The organism is Bacillus sp. NPDC057893 (genome assembly GCF_042796455.1).
GTDB lineage: Bacteria > Bacillota > Bacilli > Bacillales > Bacillaceae_G > Bacillus_A.
Map to the genome: position 1 here is coordinate 181509 of NZ_JBHVNG010000003.1, position 18058 is coordinate 199566.

Annotated in this window: 16 protein-coding genes; 5 read left to right on the forward strand and 11 right to left on the reverse strand. The window is 35.9% G+C overall.

Annotated elements, in window-relative coordinates; translation table 11 throughout:
* Positions 1-69: 69 nt before the first annotated feature.
* Positions 70-2577 carry a preprotein translocase subunit SecA gene (secA, locus tag ACFVQC_RS16835; protein WP_377889902.1) on the reverse strand — a complete coding sequence of 836 codons (2508 nt, stop codon included), beginning with the start codon at positions 2575-2577 and terminating at the stop codon, positions 70-72.
* 254 nt (positions 2578-2831) lie between these two features.
* Complete coding sequence (locus tag ACFVQC_RS16840; RefSeq protein WP_377889904.1) at positions 2832-3770, reverse strand: helix-turn-helix transcriptional regulator; 939 nt, start codon at positions 3768-3770, stop codon at positions 2832-2834.
* Between the two features lie 82 nt (positions 3771-3852).
* Here ACFVQC_RS16840 and ACFVQC_RS16845 point away from each other — a divergent pair, with 82 nt between their 5' ends.
* The gene (locus ACFVQC_RS16845; protein ID WP_377898736.1) at positions 3853-4296 is read left to right on the forward strand and encodes a VOC family protein; all 444 of its coding nucleotides are present in this window, start codon (positions 3853-3855) and stop codon (positions 4294-4296) included.
* Between the two features lie 258 nt (positions 4297-4554).
* Here the strand turns inward: ACFVQC_RS16845 and hpf are convergent, their stop codons facing one another.
* The 7 genes from hpf to ACFVQC_RS16880 all read right to left on the reverse strand — a co-directional run bounded on the left by hpf (position 4555) and on the right by ACFVQC_RS16880 (position 10815).
* Positions 4555-5097 (reverse strand): ribosome hibernation-promoting factor, HPF/YfiA family, encoded by a 543-nt coding sequence (hpf, locus tag ACFVQC_RS16850; protein WP_002034758.1) that lies wholly within the window; start codon positions 5095-5097, stop codon positions 4555-4557.
* Positions 5098-5418: 321 nt separating this feature from the next.
* Complete coding sequence (gene cspC, locus ACFVQC_RS16855) at positions 5419-5616, reverse strand: cold shock protein CspC (protein WP_033718063.1); 198 nt, start codon at positions 5614-5616, stop codon at positions 5419-5421.
* 126 nt (positions 5617-5742) lie between these two features.
* Entirely contained in the window at positions 5743-6447 is a 705-nt protein-coding gene (locus ACFVQC_RS16860; protein WP_377898737.1) for a ComFC family protein, read from the reverse strand.
* Positions 6447-7796, reverse strand: a complete 1350-nt coding sequence (gene comFA, locus ACFVQC_RS16865) for an ATP-dependent helicase ComFA (protein ID WP_377898738.1) — start codon at positions 7794-7796, stop codon at positions 6447-6449. The genes ACFVQC_RS16860 and comFA overlap by 1 nt, the downstream gene beginning before the upstream one ends.
* Before the next feature lie 130 nt (positions 7797-7926).
* Positions 7927-9252: a C40 family peptidase gene (locus ACFVQC_RS16870; RefSeq protein ID WP_377898739.1), complete on the reverse strand. Its 1326-nt coding sequence runs from the start codon at positions 9250-9252 to the stop codon at positions 7927-7929.
* 232 nt (positions 9253-9484) lie between these two features.
* Positions 9485-9799, reverse strand: coding sequence for a winged helix-turn-helix transcriptional regulator (locus tag ACFVQC_RS16875; protein WP_002089608.1), 315 nt, complete (start codon positions 9797-9799; stop codon positions 9485-9487).
* Positions 9800-9972: 173 nt separating this feature from the next.
* Positions 9973-10815, reverse strand: a complete 843-nt coding sequence (locus tag ACFVQC_RS16880) for a DegV family protein (protein WP_002112883.1) — start codon at positions 10813-10815, stop codon at positions 9973-9975.
* A 238-nt stretch (positions 10816-11053) separates the two neighbouring features.
* Between ACFVQC_RS16880 and ACFVQC_RS16885 the strand changes: the two genes are divergently transcribed.
* Together ACFVQC_RS16885 and ACFVQC_RS16890 are read left to right on the forward strand one after the other, a co-directional pair.
* Positions 11054-11689, forward strand: coding sequence for a YigZ family protein (locus ACFVQC_RS16885; RefSeq protein WP_377898740.1), 636 nt, complete (start codon positions 11054-11056; stop codon positions 11687-11689).
* A 73-nt stretch (positions 11690-11762) separates the two neighbouring features.
* Positions 11763-12890 carry an LCP family protein gene (locus ACFVQC_RS16890; protein ID WP_377898741.1) on the forward strand — a complete coding sequence of 376 codons (1128 nt, stop codon included), beginning with the start codon at positions 11763-11765 and terminating at the stop codon, positions 12888-12890.
* Positions 12891-12993: 103 nt separating this feature from the next.
* Here the strand turns inward: ACFVQC_RS16890 and wecB are convergent, their stop codons facing one another.
* Together wecB and ACFVQC_RS16900 are read right to left on the reverse strand one after the other, a co-directional pair.
* Positions 12994-14109, reverse strand: a complete 1116-nt coding sequence (wecB, locus tag ACFVQC_RS16895) for a non-hydrolyzing UDP-N-acetylglucosamine 2-epimerase (protein WP_002112886.1) — start codon at positions 14107-14109, stop codon at positions 12994-12996.
* Positions 14110-14185: 76 nt separating this feature from the next.
* Positions 14186-15556, reverse strand: a complete 1371-nt coding sequence (locus tag ACFVQC_RS16900) for a UDP-glucose dehydrogenase family protein (protein WP_002144849.1) — start codon at positions 15554-15556, stop codon at positions 14186-14188.
* Positions 15557-16006: 450 nt separating this feature from the next.
* Between ACFVQC_RS16900 and ACFVQC_RS16905 the strand changes: the two genes are divergently transcribed.
* On the forward strand, positions 16007-17080 hold the full coding sequence (locus ACFVQC_RS16905; RefSeq protein WP_002144848.1) for a glycosyltransferase family 4 protein: 1074 nt from the start codon (positions 16007-16009) through the stop codon (positions 17078-17080).
* A 219-nt stretch (positions 17081-17299) separates the two neighbouring features.
* Positions 17300-18037 carry a polysaccharide deacetylase family protein gene (locus ACFVQC_RS16910; protein ID WP_002144847.1) on the forward strand — a complete coding sequence of 246 codons (738 nt, stop codon included), beginning with the start codon at positions 17300-17302 and terminating at the stop codon, positions 18035-18037.
* Positions 18038-18058: the final 21 nt, after the last annotated feature.

Genomic DNA, 18058 nt, shown 5'->3' on the forward strand with positions numbered 1-18058 from the left:
AGTTTAAACCTTTTCATTATACATTTTTGATGTAAAAGTTTGCAAAGCAGCCTGAACTACAGTTCCCTATTACTGCCCAATGCCACAACAGTTTTTATATTTCTTGCCACTACCGCATTTACATAAATCGTTGCGTCCCATTTGGTCACCTTTTACAACCGGTTTTTTCTTCGCGTCCTCGCCATCGCTTGATGGATGAACAGCTTCACCTTGAACAACTTCTTGACGCTCTAAGTTTTGCTCAATTTCAGCTTTCATAATGTAACGAGAGATTTCCTCTTCAATAGAAGCGATCATCGACTCGAACATTGCGAATCCTTCCATTTGGTATTCACGAAGTGGATCGATTTGTCCGTAAGCACGTAAATGAATACCTTCACGAAGATGATCCATTGCATCGATATGATCTGTCCATTTCGTATCTACAACACGGAATACAACAACCTTTTCGAATTCACGCGTCTGCTCTTCAGGTAGAAGTTTCTCTCTTTCGTTATAACGCTCTACTAATTTCGCGATAATTGATTCGCTCATTTCTTCTGGAGCAAGGCGACGTAACTCTTCTTCTTTTACATCTCCTTCTTCAAGAAGGTTTGTATTTAAGTAATCGACAAGACCTTTAATGTTCCAATCTTCTTCGATTTCTTCTTGCGTATGAAGTGCAACAGCACGTTCTATCGTAGATTTCATCATACCTTCAATAATACTGCGTAAGTTCTCTGAATCCATTACTTCTTGACGCTGTTTATAAATTACTTCACGTTGTTGACGAAGTACATCGTCGTATTGCAATAGCTGCTTACGTGCATCATAGTTATTTCCTTCCACACGTTTTTGTGCAGATTCTACCGCACGAGAAACCATTTTACTTTCGATTGGTTGTGAATCATCCATACCAAGGCGATCCATCATCGCTTTCATATTGTCAGAACCGAAGCGGCGCATTAGTTCATCTTCCATTGATAAGTAGAACTGTGTTACACCAGGGTCCCCTTGACGACCAGAACGACCACGTAACTGATTATCAATACGACGACTTTCGTGACGCTCTGTACCGATAACTGCTAGGCCAACGTTTCTAATATCGTCGCCTAACTTAATATCCGTACCACGACCAGCCATATTCGTCGCAATTGTTACAGCGCCTTTCATACCAGCTTCTGCAATGATATCTGCTTCACGCGCATGGTTTTTTGCGTTTAAGATATTATGACGTACACCTTTACGTGTTAACATTTTTGAAATAAGCTCTGATGTTTCAATTGCAACTGTACCAACAAGAATAGGTTGCCCTTGTTTATGACGAGTTACAATATCCTCAACAACTGCATTGAATTTACCTTCCATTGATTTGAAGATTAAATCAGCACGGTCATCACGAATAATATCTTTATTCGTTGGAATTACGATAACATTCATATTGTAAATACTACGGAATTCTTCTTCTTCCGTTTTCGCTGTACCAGTCATACCAGATAATTTTTCGTACATACGGAAGTAGTTCTGGAACGTAATTGTTGCAAGCGTCATACTTTCATTTTGAATTTCTACGCCTTCTTTTGCTTCAATAGCTTGGTGTAAACCTTCGCTATAACGACGACCTTTCATAAGACGACCAGTGAATTGGTCTACGATTACGATTTCGCCTTCTTGTACGACATAATCTGTATCAAGGTGCATAACAACGTGTGCACGAAGCCCCTGATTAATATGGTGAAGAAGTGCTACATGTTTTAAATCAAATAAGTTTTCAATATGGAAAGCTTTCTCTGCTTTCGTGATACCATCTTCAGTTAACATTACATTTTTCGTTTTCACATCAAATGAATATTCTTTTTCATTTTCTAATGTACGAACGAATGCATTTGCAAACATGTATAGCTCTGTTGATTTTTGAGCTTGTCCAGAAATAATAAGCGGCGTACGTGCTTCATCGACTAAAATGGAATCGACTTCATCGATGATAGCAAAATTAAGTGGACGCTGAACGCACTGCTCTCTATATAACACCATGTTGTCACGTAAGTAATCGAATCCAAGCTCGTTATTTGTGCTATACGTAATATCAGCAGCATAAGCAGCTTGTTTCTCTTCACGTGACATACTATTTAAGTTAATCCCTACAGTTAGGCCAAGGAACTCATGAAGTTGTCCCATTTCACTTGCATCACGTTGTGCTAAGTATTCATTGACTGTAACAACGTGAACACCTTTTCCTGTTAATGCGTTTAAATATACAGGTAAAGTAGATGTTAACGTTTTACCTTCACCTGTTTTCATCTCAGAGATATTTCCTTCATGTAAGGCGATACCACCCATTAGCTGTACGCCATATGGACGCATTCCAAGAACACGATTTGCTGCTTCACGAACAACAGCAAAAGCTTCAGGAAGTAGATCATCTACTGTCTCACCTTTTGTCAGACGTTCTTTAAATTCAATCGTCTTTCCTTTTAATTGTTCATCAGTTAGCGGCTTAATAGATGATTCTAATGCATCAATTTGCTCCACTGTCTTCTGCATACGTTTAATTTGGCGTTGGTTGACATCAAATACCTTTTTTAAAATACCGATCATAGGAAATACGCTCCTCTTTTATTAAAATAAAACTTCCGATTGCTTTCTTTTTCTCTTTACAATCAGTCGTTATAAAAATCAAATTTATGTTATGCCAATTTTTCTCCTAATTAAAAAAACTAAAATGTATAAACCTAATGATAATTGTAACACTTGTCTTATAACTATGACAACAATCGTCCAAATCTCGAGCCGTAGATTCAGAAAAATTTTTCATTTAATTTGTTCCAACAAACTAATATTTCAAATTCACATTACAAATTTTGTATTAAATCTAAGTAGTGTTCTTTCAAGTTCTCTTTTAAAGAAGATGGCTCAATTATTTTTATAGTTTTACCAAAACTAGCTAAATACGAGATGATAAAGTTGATTTCAGCAGGCTCATAAGTTCCTATTAAGTATGTATCTTCGTGTTCTTCCCATAATTTCATCGAAGGATATTGTTGTTGCTTGAATATCTCTATCCCCCTCGCAGTAATTGAGCATTTAAATTGAATAGCTTGTTCAGTTGCCTTCCAAAGACTATGTGCGTTATGTATATTTATGTTTTCCAAATCCAGACTATCCTGAGCACCTACCATTTCTAACGACCTAATACGATCACAGCGAAACACTCGATAAGCCGATTTATCTAAATCGTAAGCCTGGCAATACCAATAACCTTTCATTGCATAAATCGAAATCGGCTGAATACGGCGCATTGTCGTTTGTTTCGGCGTTACATAGTTTATAGTTAAAGCCCTATTTTGAACAGCAGCTAACAAAATCTCTTCTAGATAACCACATTCATGTGCTTGTTCCAAATGAAAAAAGGACACTCTTTTTTGCAAGTTTTCAATTTGCTCACGTTGTTTTGACGAAACACTATCTAAAAATTTCTTATTAATGGAACGAAACGAGATTTGAAAGGGAATACTTACAAAACTACTTAGTGCTTGCATTGCAAAATAAAGTGCAAAAACTTCATGATTTGTAAATGAAATCGGTGGTAATGTCATCGTTTTGATTAAACGATAACCTCCATACCGACCATACTCTGCAAAAAGAGGGACACCCATTTCCTCTAATGATGTAATATCACGTAAAGCTGTCCTTTTTGAAATTTGAAATTCATCCATTAAATCTTTCAATGTGAATATTTGTTTTTGATTAATAAAACGTAGCATCTGATTTAAACGTTCAACTTTTTTCATAAATTCTCCCTATAGGTGCCATATGCTGGCACCTTATATTTGTATAATAATAAGTGTAAACATATATGAAGGAGGCAATACAATGAACTTTGAAGTAATCCCTTTTTTATCATTAAATGGGCAAGGTGCTAAAGCAATTGCATTTTACGAACAGTATTTAGGCGCAAAAGTTTTATTTAAAAAGAATTATAAAGAAATGAAAGAAATAGATCCGAATTTCACGTATAAAGAAAGCCAAGAACATTATATTACCCATTCTGTTTTACAAATTGGCGCTAATAAAATTATGATTGCAGAACAGGCAGTGGATTCCACACGTCCTTGGCAATTAAGTAATAGCTCATCATTATGCATTCAATCTAAAGATTTCCAAACCATTGAAGCACTCTATCACAATCTAATTCAACATGATGAGGTTTATATTTTAACACCTTTTGAAAAAAACTCCTTCAGCCCGGGTTATGCCATTGTGCGAGATCCTTTTGGAATAGTAATACAATTGACCGTTACAAAACATGACTTCTAAATTCCATTGCGAATAAGCCATTTAAATTTATATCAATATTACAAGATAGGAAGGCAAAAATATATAAAGTGAAACTTTAATCAGTGGGGGTTTTGTTCATCCCCCACTGATTATTAGCCCTCACCAATCGGGCGTTTACGGGCAGTAGGGGCCCCACCTAACTTCTTTGCTCCGGCCGAATTTTGAGGTGGGAGTTTTACTGCCCACAAATAGCGGGATAAAAAAAGCGCAGCCTCTTCCGGCTGCGCTTTCGAATTATTATTTTGTTTCGATTAAACCATATTTCCCGTCTTTACGGCCATATACAACATTAGTTTCATTTGTATCAGCATTTGTGAAGACGAAGAAACTATGTCCTAGCATATCCATTTGTAAGATCGCTTCTTCAACGTCCATCGGTTTTAAATCGAATCGTTTTGTACGTACAAGTTCTAATTCATCCTCTTCTACCGCATCCAGAACAGCTACTGCTTCTGGAAGGATAAAGTTAGTTTTCACAGAACCCTTTTCACGTAATTTACGGTTTACTTTTGTTTTATGTTTACGAATTTGTCGCTCAATTTTATCAACTACTAAATCAATCGCAGCGTACATATCGCTATTTGTTTCTTCTGCACGAAGTAATAAATCTGTAAATGGAATTGTCACCTCGATACGTTGCTTGTCAGAGTATACCTTTAAATTAACTTTAATCTCTGGGAATGTATCAAAATAACGCTCTAATTTACTTAGTTTTTTCTCTACATATTCCTTTAATGCTGGAGTTACTTCAATATTTTCACCACGAATGTTGAATTTCATAGATGAATTCCTCCTTTCAAGCCTATGTACTATAATTTCGACATTGGCTTAAAAACTCCTTCTAACTTTTTTAAAAAAATTAGTGGAATTGCGATTTTTTTATCGTTTTTTGTTGAAATGAAAAGATGCATCGTTTCTATCTTTATTTTATCCTATTAACATCGTGAATAACGAATGTAACTGTGGACAATTGGTTACAGAAAAGAAACAACTTTTTGACAACTTCTCCGCAACAAAAAAGCCCTTGGTACGAGCAAGAGCTTTCACCATCTATATAATGCTGCTAAAAATACAGCTCTATCTTTTCCAAAAACTTAATTTTTACAGTTTCACAACATTAGCCGCTTGTGATCCACGTGCTCCATCAACAATATCAAACTCCACTTGTTGACCTTCTTCTAACGACTTATACCCATCTTGTTGAATAGCAGAAAAATGAACAAACACATCATCACCATCTTCACGCTCAATAAACCCAAATCCCTTTTCTGCATTGAACCATTTTACTCGTCCTTGCATGTTCATTCCATTCCCTTCACTCTTAAAATCAGGGCATTCGCCCCATATTTTGACTATAACGAATGACAAGACTGTTAGTCAAAGGAGATCTGTCGTCTTTTTATTATTCCTTTCGACATTCACATATTAACCTCTACAAAGCGTCAAACAAGAAACCTCTCTCGCTCCTCGATCATACAAAAGGCTTCCGATTTGCCTAACAGTAATTCCTGTCGTATACACATCATCCACGATTAAAACATGTTGCTCATGAAACATCTCTTCTCCCTGAAAATAAAAAGGATTAACCCCCGATATCCTTTCTTTACGTTTCTTCTTACTTTGTTTTTCTGTTTCTATTCTTCTTAATGATGTACAAAACATTTTGATAGGCAAACAAGAAGCTAGTAACTCCGCTTGATTAAAACCACGCTCGTATTCTCGCTCTTCACTAAGAGGGACCGGAATGGCAACTGAAACATTCGCAAAATATTTTTGAAAAAGACTTCGAAAAGGCTGATGAAAAATATGCACTAATTCAGCATCTCCTCGAAATTTAAACTGTGCTAATATTTCTTTCATCCCTTCATCATACACATACAGCGAACGATTTATGAGAGACGGAAACCTCTGCTCGTTCGTCCACCTTATGCAGTCCATGCAAATATCCCCAGTTTTATATTCAGCTGGTACAAGTTCTAAAGGCCGACCACACTCCTTGCAAATATCGCCTATAATATAGGAAAGTTTTTGTTCACATCTATCACATATATACTTTTTATGAAGCTTAACAAAAAAAGTGTACCAACTAATCGCATATGAAATATACTCATCACAAAGTAGACAATGCATCAATCTATCAATCCTTGTTCTTTAGCATTCTTATTCATACTTTGAATATGTTTTTTCGCACGCACCATCGCCTCTGTCTTTCCATAATGAAAATAGATGACATCTCCATGCGGTTCATCAGAGCTTCTGCCAGCACGCCCTGCAATTTGGACGAGAGCACTTTCTGAAAATATTTCTTCTTCAGCTCCTAAAACTGCTACTTGTAAATTTTTCACAGTTACTCCTCGTTCCAAAATCGTCGTTGTAACTAATAAAGGGATTTCTCCTTTTCTGAAAGCTGCTACCTTCTCTTTTCTCGCCATATCTTCTGCATGCACACCGTCAATTTGATTGTTTAATGATTTTAATAACTGGCTAATTTCTTCTACATATCGCACATGAGGAACAAATAGAAAAATGGGGTATCGTTTCGATAAGTACAGATTTAACCATTGTAATAAAGCACGAGGAATTTTTTTACGTATAAGACCCTTTTTCCAATTTCCGCACCACCGAAATATCGGAACTGGCAATGGATGACGATGGTATCGCCCTGAAATAATAACCCCTTTTTGCTTACCACTTCGCAACTTACGCTTCCACTTTTCATCTGGAGTTGCAGTTAAATAAATACGTGCTGCCTTCTCTTTCATCGCTTCGTTTACTGCATACTGCAACATCTTATCTGCATGATACGGAAAAGCATCTATCTCATCTACAATCATGACATGGAACGCCCTATAATAACGTAACAATTGATGTGTAGTTGCAACGATTAACGCCGCATCTTTTTCTCGGTCTAAACTCCCTCCGTATAAAGCAGCTACATTTATATTTGGAAACACTTCTTGTAATCTTGGTGCTAATTCAAGTACAACGTCCGTTCTCGGCGTTGCAATACAAACTCTCTCTCCCTTTTGTAGTGCCTCTGCAATTCCGCGAAACAACATTTCTGTTTTTCCAGCCCCGCACACCGCCCAAATAAAAAATGATTCTTTCTGCTTAACAGCATCAACGACACTTTGCGCAGCTAACTCCTGACCAGCAGACAAAACGCCTTCCCACTGTAACGGATTCCAATAATTTTCTCCGCTTATTTCAGCAATCCCGCGAACAAGTACAGCACATTCACTTACCCTGCCCATCGTTATACATTTCCGGCAATACGTACATACTTTATTGCACCTTTTGCATAGAAATGATGCAAATAGTCGCTGCTCTATATTTCCGCAGCGCTGGCACATATATTTTGAAGCTTTCTTACTTATCCCTTGTACACAAATGACGTCTCGATTCTTTTTCAAATGATCCAAATTATCCTGCAAATCTGAAGAAAGTTCTTCTAACAGTAACTGTCTACCAGCTAACATCATCAATAGCCACCTCCAGCACTACTATAAATCCTTCTCTTTATCTCGTAAAAACTCAAAAAAGCCGATAACCTACTTATAAAATAGTAAGCTATCGACTTTATACACATTTTTTATTCAATTATAAATCCTAGAATCTACCGTATCCTAAGAAATGTTTTTGGTTGTACGAACTGTTAATATCACCGTACGCAATCCCTTTATCACTCGCATGAATCATTTGTCCATTCCCAACATAAATACCGATGTGAGACGGACCTGCTTTATAAGTACCTTGGAAGAATACTAAATCTCCAGGCTGTGGGCTACTTACTTTAGAAACTGAATTCCAATATCCATTAACATCTTGACGTCCTACACCAAAGATGTAAGAAATGAATCCACTACAGTCAAAACCACCGTTTGATGGAGATGCACTTGCCCAAACATAAGGCATACCTAAGTATTGTTTTGCTTTACCAATTACGCCAATATCCGGAGTTGGAGCTGGTGCTGGTACTGGCTTTTCTTTTTTAGGTTCTTCTTTTTTAGGCTCTTCTTTTTGAGCTTGTCCAGCATTGTTTGCTGGAGCAGCTTGCTCTGCAGGCGCTTGCGCTGGTGCAGCTTGTTGTGCCTGTACTTCTTTAGCAGCTTGTTCTGCTTGTTTTTGAGCAGCAGCTTCTTGTGCTGCTTTTGCTTGCGCCTCTTCTTCCGCAATACGTTGTAATTGCAGTGCTTGTTTCTCAAGATCCTTCAATTGACCTTCCGTACTTGTCATTGTAGTTACAACTGTATCCATTTTACCGCTTAAATCGTTTACTGCTGTTGCTTTTTTCTCTTTTTCAACGTCAAGTTCTTTCTTAGCAGTTTCAATTTGAGATTGTGCTTCTTTTAATTCTTTTTGTTTTTCTTTTACTGTCTCAACATCTTTTTTCACGTTCGTTTGATCTTCTTGTTGAGTTTTCATGATATCTTCGTCAGATTCCATAATTTTAGACACAGAAGCTAAACGATCAACTAAATCTGCAACGTTTTTAGAGTTTACAAGAACTTCTGTTACAATGTTCGTGTTCGGTTGTTCTTGTAGTGCAACTAAACGTTTTCTTAATAACTCTTCACGTTTTGCAATCTTTGTTTGTAGTTCTGCAATATCTTTATTTTTATTTTCGATTAATTGCTCAGTATCAGAAACCTTTTTTGTTGTTTCATCAAGTTTTGAAGCGTTCTCTTGCACAGACTTATCCAAACCTTGGATTGTTTTGTTTAAGTCATTCATTTGTTTTTGTAATTCATCACGTTCTTGTTGTTGTTTATGTAAAGTATCATTTTGTGTGTTAATTTGTGATTTCACGTCAGAAATTTTATCTTCTGCAAATACATTTGGTGTTAGCCCTGAAAACATTAACCCTGCAACTAATGCGCAAGATGCCATTTTTAGCTTTTTCATTTTATTTTTTACACCGCTTTCTTTTTTCATTTTCCGTATATAACCTATTAAAATTTATACCATAATTCGGGAGTTTTTTTGCTAATGTTACGGTTTTGTAAAATAAATGTAATATTACATTTATCTCTATAGCAAAGTATATCTAAATTTGTATATATATGTAGAATTTCAAGAGCCTTATGCCGTTTTTTATAGAATTGAAAAAAACGTAAGGGAATCCCTTACGTTTTGAAAATACTCTAATATGAATGAGATAGAAACGTTACTTCATCCATTTCTCAGCCCAATTTTGGACCTCATCCATAACACTTTCCAACGCTTTCCCTTTATCAGTTACACCGTACTCGATTCTAACTGGTACTTCTGGGTAAACATTACGAACTACAATACCTTCACCTTCTAATTCCTTTAAACGTTCTGACAACATACGATCGCTCATATTCGGTATAATATCTGCGATTTCTCTGAAACGTTTCGGCTCTTCGAGCAAAGATTTAATAATTAAGCCAGTCCATTTCTTACTAAGCATTGTAAAAGCTGACTCAAACTTTGGACATAAACAAGAATTATGCTCCATATGTTTCACCTCTCTTCTATTATAAAATAGTTTCTTATAAAAAGTAAGTAATAAAACTTTCCTCATTATTTAATTTTACGTACATTTTACCATTTCCAAATATTAACTTGTCAAATCCACGTAAAATATCCGTGAAAAAACCCTCTTCAAGTAAGAGAGCTTTTATATCTTTATCACTTCGTATACCAGCCTAAACCAAGCGCACCTTCACCTAAATGCGTCCCAATTACAGCTCCGAAATAACTCGTGCGAATTGTAACATGAGGGTATATCTCTTCTAATTCTTGTTTCCATTCATTAGCTTCCTCTTCACGATTCGCATGAATAATAACAGCTTCCATAGGCACACCTTTATTTGCCTGCTCATCAAAGATTTCAACGATACGCTTTAACGCTTTTTTACGCGTACGAATTTTTTCGAATGGAATAATTACCTTATCTCTAAAGTATAATACTGGTTTGACTTGTAACAAACTACCGATGAAAGCTTGCGCGCTATTTAATCTTCCACCACGTTGTAAATGATGTAAATCATCCACTACAAAATAAGCATCCATCGTTTGCTTCATTTCATCAAAGCGAGCGATAATCTCTTCTGGGGCTTTCCCTTCACTTACTAATTTCGCCCCTTCACGCACGTAAAATCCTTGTACTTCACAACTAATTTCAGAGTCGTACGTATATACATCAATACCATCTACCATCTGTCCAGCTGTCGTCGCTGTTTGGTATGTACCACTAATTCCACTGGAAAGGTGAATGCTAATAACTGCATCATATTCTTTAGATAACTCTTCATATAGCTCTAAAAACTTTCCAATTGCTGGTTGTGAAGTTTTCGGAAGATCTTCTTGTTCACGTACTTTTACATAAAAATCATTTGCTGAAACTTCAGCCTCTTCTTGATAAGATTCCGTTCCAAACACAACGTTTAATGGAATCATATATATATTGAGTTCATCACGAATATGCTTCGGTATATATGCTGTACTATCGGTAACAATAGCTGTTTTCATTTTCGTACCTGCCTTATAAAAAATTTTTATCCCCTAATTTTACACGAAAACTAGAAAAGGTGCATCCATACATAAAAATGCCGGTTAGAAACTACAATCACCCGCTCGACAAATTACAACAAAAAGATCAAATACTCACCAAAAATTTCAACATATTTGTAAAAAATGTTTGAATATAAAAACGCTCGCTTTTAAAATGTAAAGTACTAGTCATTTTGAAAGATAGGGGCGTATACCATTGTTATTACAATATTTAACAATTAAAGGCTACGGCGAGCACGAAATTGTCATTCAAAAATCAAGATTCATTTGCTATGTGAGTCGCGCCACAACGGAAGAGGAAGCTCAAGCATTTATACAAAAAATAAAAAAACAGCATTGGAATGCAACACATAATTGTTCCGCATATTTAATCGGCGAACAAGATCAAATTCAAAAAGCAAACGATGACGGTGAACCAAGCGGCACAGCTGGTGTACCTATGTTAGAGGTATTAAAAAAACGAGGTCTAAAAGATACTGTCGTTGTCGTTACGCGCTATTTTGGCGGCATTAAACTTGGTGCTGGCGGATTAATTCGTGCATATGGAAAATGTACAAGTGAAGGTCTTAACCATGTAGGCGTTGTTGAACGAAAACTAATGCGCGTTATGCAAACAGAAATTGATTACACTTTACTTGGCAAAGTTGAAAATGAATTACGTAATTCAGAATATGTCATTAAAGATATACATTATTTAGAAAATGTCACATTTGATACGTATGTAGAAGAGGACAAAAAACAACCATTCATAAATTGGATGATTGAATTAACAAACGGGAAATGTACAATTAAAGAAGGGGATATGTTGTACTTAGAACAAGACGTTATCTAAGAATAGCTAACTTATCGCCTTTAAAGATTAATGTAGTGAATTAATTCCCTACAAATGAATAAGGAGATTATATATGGAAGAACGTTATTATCATCTCCAAAATAGCAGAATTAAAAAGAAACGTAGAAGAAAGTTTTTCTTCTTTCTTATTTTCGCATTTTTATTTGGTAGCGTAGGACTTTATATGTTAAATTCCTACACTTCTCTCATGGGGATGTACAGTGGATTTAGCCGTGAAAAATCTAAATTACGAGCAGAAGATGTGGAAATCACAAAAAAACCTTTCACAATACTCATTATGGGTATTGAAGATTATGCAACTGACGGTCAAAACGGTCGAACAGATTCACTTATGTTCGCGACAGTTAATCCAAACTCAAAAAAGGTTTCACTTATGAGTATCCCGCGCGATTCTCGTGTTAAGATTGTTGGCAAAAATAAAGAAGACAAAATTAACGCTGCTCATGCTTACGGTGGAGAAAAAATGACAATCGACACCGTCGAAGAGTTTTTAAAAGTTCCTGTTGATCATTATATTAAAATTGATTTCCAAGGCTTTAAAGGTATCGTTGATGCTGTTGACGGTATTACCGTTGATGTCCCCTTCGATTTCTGGGAACGCTCTGACGTGGATTACTATAAAAAAATCCAATTTAAACAAGGTCAACAGAAATTAAATGGTGAAGAAGCACTCGCATACGTCCGTATGCGAAAGCAAGATCCTAACGGTGATTATGGTAGAGCTGCTAGACAAAGACAAGTACTGGCTGCTGTTGCCCAAAAGCTAAACTCTGCTTCTACCGTATTTAAAATTAAAGATTTAACAAAGGTAGTTGGAAAATATATAAAAACCGATATTCCTATTTCAGACGGACTTGCTCTTTACAATAAAATCTCTGGATTCGATCCTTCTACAATACAAACGTTAAAACTTGAAGGAGAAGACAGAAAAATTGGTGGTATTTATTACTTCCTTCCAGATCCAATCAGTGTAGAGACTGTACGTAACGAAATTGAAAAGGAAATAGGAGAAAAAGCAAAAGTTCCAACAGAGACTACGAAAAATGAGAATACAAATTCCGATTCAAATTCTAACTCCAGCGCAAAAGCAAAGAAGGAACCGAGTGAGAACAAAACACCACCGCCTCCTCCCCCTTCTACAAATGCTCATGCAGAGTGGATTATGAGGAATCATGAATAAAAAAAGAGCCAAATCGTATACGATTTGGCTCTTTTTATTTCCCGCAATTGTTGTGGACCAATAATAAACAGAAGATGAAAACCCCATTTATTAAAGTTTCACTCTACTTGTTGAAGTGTTGTAAAATCGCTTCTACAATACGCTCTGATGCACGACCATCGCCGTAAGGGTTAGATGCTTTCGTCATCTTATCATGAGCTTCTTTATCAGATAACAACTCATCAGCAAGACCAAAGATTGTCTCTTCATCTGTTCCTGCTAATTTCAACGTACCTGCTTCGATACCTTCTGGGCGTTCTGTCGTATCACGAAGGACAAGAACTGGCACACCTAGTGATGGTGCTTCCTCTTGTACACCACCAGAATCAGTTAACATTAAGTATGAACGAGCTGCAACGTTATGGAAATCGATTACATCTAGCGGCTCAATTAAATGAATGCGGCTATGCTCGCCTAAAATATCATTCGCTATTTCGCGAACAACAGGATTCATATGAACAGGGTATACAACTTGTACATCTTCGTGTTTATCAACAAGACGCTTAATTGCACGGAACATATTGCGCATTGGTTCTCCTAAATTTTCACGACGGTGTGCTGTCATAAGTACAAGACGATCATTTCCAAGTTTCTCTAACACCGAATGGCTATAAGTTTCTTTCACAGTTGTCTTCAGTGCATCGATCGCTGTATTTCCTGTTACGAAAATGCGTGACTCATCTTTATTTTCTTTTTGTAAGTTCGTTGCTGATTTTGTTGTAGGTGAGAAATGAAGATCCGCCATTACACCTGTTAGTTGGCGATTCATCTCTTCTGGATATGGAGAATACTTATCCCATGTACGAAGTCCTGCTTCCACATGTCCTACTGGAATTTGATTATAGAAAGCAGCTAAGCTTGCAATAAATGTCGTCGTTGTATCACCATGCACAAGTACGATATCAGGCTTAGCTTCTTTCATTACTTTATCTAAACCTTCTAAACCACGTGTTGTAATATCAATTAAAGTTTGACGATCTTTCATGATATTCAAATCGAAATCTGGCGTAATTCCAAAGATATTTAATACTTGATCTAACATTTGACGGTGTTGTGCTGTTACAGTCACTATTGATTCAATCTTTTCTGGGTGCTTTTGCAACTCTAATACAAGAGGTGCCATTTTAATTGCTTCTGGTCGTGTCCCGAAAATTGTCATTACTTTTAAACGTTCAGTCATTTCATTGCCTCTTTTCTTTCACTAGTTAAAACTTCTATTATCGCATATAAAAATATGCATGCAGACATACACTTTTTTAACGCACCTGAGAAACATTACTATTACAGACGCCTTTTCGCCCAACTGAGTAATAATTTAATCCATGCTTCTCGGCATCCTCATTAGTATAACAATTTCTCCCATCAAATAGAATAGGTTCCCTCATAAGCTGTGCATACTTTTCTAGCGGATAATTTCGAATTGATTCCCATTCTGTTACGATAAAAACTGCATGCGCCTCTCTAATCGATTCATCTATACACTCAGCGTATCGTATCGTATTCCCAAATAAACTTCTTACATTTTGAATAGCTTGCGGGTCATATAAAACCACATCCGCACCTACATTAATTAATTCTTCTATTATAATAAGAGATGGTGCTTCCCTAATATCGTCAGTATTCGGTTTGAATGCTGCACCAAGAACCGCAATTCGCTTCTTCTTCATATCTATAATTTTCTTCGCTTTTTCAACTAACAACAACTGTTGTTTATTATTCACTTCAATGACTGCTTTCAACAAGCGAAAATCATGAGAAACATTCCCTGCAATTTGCACAAGTGCTTTCGTATCTTTTGGAAAACAAGATCCTCCATATCCGATGCCTGCATTTAAAAAAGATGCACCAATTCTCTTATCCATCCCCATCCCTGTAGCTACATCTACTATATCTGCACCCACTTGCTCACATATATTAGAAATTTCATTAATAAAACTAATCTTCGTGGCTAAAAAAGCATTAGATGCATATTTAATCATCTCAGCACTTCGAATATCTGTAATATACGTTTCTAAGCTTAATTTGCTGTACAAATTCTCTACTTTCCTTGCCGCTTCTTCACTACATGATCCAATTACGATACGATCACCCTGAAAAAAATCATAAATACCAGAACCTTCCCTTAAAAATTCTGGATTCGATACAATATATAATTCATGTCTACCTTGTAGTTTCTCCTCAATCCATTTTCTCATTACATCATTTGTCCCTACAGGAACCGTACTTTTCGTAACAATAATAATATCGTTATTCACATATGTTCCAATATCATCACAAGCACTACGAATATACGTTAAATCTGCCGTTCCATCTAATAAAGATGGCGTTCCAACTGCAATAAATATAAACTCTACATCATTAAATGCCGCTAATTTACTTGCTGTAAAAGTTAAATGATTATTTTCGTATGCTTCATTTATTAATTCATTTAATCCACATTCATAAATAGGTAACTCGCCTTGTTTAATCCGTTCAATTTTGCCACTATTTATATCGAAACATGTAACTGAATGTCCCAATCTCGCCAATCCTACTCCTGTAATCAATCCAACATATCCGGTACCTATTATCGTAATTTTCATTTCCCTTTCGCACAGGAATGTACATAAGAAAATATACGAATACATAGAATTCTCCCTGTGCTTCCCCCTCTCACACTAAGAATGAGAAAACTCTTTCACTTCTTTATTATATGAATTGTTTTTTTATTATTTTTTAAGATTTTGTAAAGTTAAATGATGCAATATATACAAAACGTAAATTCCCACAATTTAACACGGAACTTACTCATTTTACGTGCAACACTTATAATACTGAAACAAAAGTCATCGCTATATGAGAGGGAAGTACAATGTCATATTACAAGCCACAATATGAGAGCAACCTTCTCAAAGGACACAACATTCCATATCCAATTGTCATATATTCTATTCACTCCCCTTTACAGCCAAAAGAAAAAAAGATTGAATTCTAATCTTTTTGTGATACCATATGTTATGAGCCTGTAAATAAACATCATAATTTTCAGATAAATACAATTGAAAAAATTACGTTAAACTATAAAGGGTGGGGTATTAATGGACTCACAAGTGATTTATGCCATCTTGGCATCTTTCATCACTGTACTCGTCGTTACTCCTTTAGTTATTAAATTAGCTTTCAAAATAGGAGCAACAGATAAGCCAAACGCGCGTAAAGTACACCAAAAAATTATGCCTCGTCTTGGCGGGTTAGCAATTTTCATTGGTGTAGCTGTAGGATTTGTTGTCGGTGGATTATACGAACAAAGAATGCTATCGATAACTTTAGGTGCTATCATCATTGTTATCATCGGGATTTTAGATGATATGTACGAACTATCTGCGAGGGTAAAATTCGGTGGACAACTATTAGTTGCCATCATGATTGTCAAAAGTGGATTATTAGTGCAAGTATTATATATTCCAATCCTTGGAGATACTGAACTCGGGTGGCTTGCTTATCCAATTACAGTATTTTGGATTGTCGGTATTACAAATGCCATCAACTTAATTGATGGATTAGATGGATTATCCGCAGGGATTTCATCTATCGTACTTGCAACGCTAGCATATATGGCCTTCACTAGCCCATGGGGTACTGGAGCAGCTATTATATTACCTCTAGCACTGATTACATTAGCAAGTACAATTGGATTTTTATTCTACAACTTCCATCCAGCAAAAATTTTCATGGGAGATACAGGAGCACTATTTTTAGGATACTGTATTTCTGTTATATCGTTACTTGGATTATACAAAAGCGTAACGCTATTCAGTTTTATCGTTCCAGTTATCATTTTAGGTGTACCTGTATTTGATACGACATTTGCAATCATCCGCCGTATCGTCAATAAAAAACCTATTTCAGCACCAGATAAATCGCATTTACATCACCGCTTACTTGCAATGGGATTCTCTCATCGTAAAACGGTACTAATTATTTACGCATTGGGTATTTTCTTTAGTGTAAATGCAATTATTTTCAGTAGTGCAACATTATGGTTATCCATTATTCTTCTTTTCGTTTTAATCTTCTTTACAGAAATCATTGCTGAAGTAATCGGACTTGTACACGAACGTTACAAACCAATTATTTCCTTCTATAAAAAAGTGAAAAAACGCGAAGACTAATTGTAGTATAGCCTTTACTATTATGAAATATTCAAATAGCATCCTCTTTTCATAAGAGGATGCTATTTTTTTTGTTTTTTATTCCTTATTTCCTATTTCCAAAATATAGATTGTTTGAGAGTGCCTCTATTGGAGAAAGATATACGTATATCGAAGGTAACGAAAAAAGTATCAAATTTTCATTTTTACATCTTGATTGTCAAACTGAGGGTGAATGTTATGATCAAGCGATTACTTCAATGTATAATTTTATTTTTAACTATTACTATGTACGCATCATCTAATACAAAAGCAACTACAGACATTCAAGCAGAAGATTACCAAAGCACTCAAACTACCTCTTCTACAACAAAAATTGCGTACTTAACATTTGATGACGGACCAAATAAATACACACCACAAATTTTAAATATTTTAAAAGAGAAGAATGGAAAAGCAACTTTCTTCGTTATTGGTGGAAAAGTGCCACATTATAAAAAAACGATGGAGCGATTGATTAAAGATGGACATTATATCGGTCTCCATAGTATGTCACATGATGTAAAACGTCTTTATACTGGCGATCCATCTGTTTTAATCGCAGAAATGGAGCAAACCCAAAACATCGTCCAGCAAGTTACACATTTAAATACACATCTCGTTCGTGTCCCATACGGTAGCATGCCTTACTTAAAAAAGAATTACCGTGACGCACTCGTATCCGCCCAGTATAAAATGTGGGATTGGACAATTGATACATATGACTGGAAAAGCTATGATAATCCTTCCGCAATACTAGAAAGAGTACGAAATCAAAGCGATGAACAAGTAGAGGTTATTTTAATGCATGATTCTAGTGTCACAGTGCAAATACTACCAAAAGTAATTGATTATTTGCACTCACAAGGATATAAACTACTTCCCTACAATCCATCTTCCCATCTCGAAGTGAATTTTTGGAAAGACACAAGATTGTAACAGCTTTAGTACCTATGTACT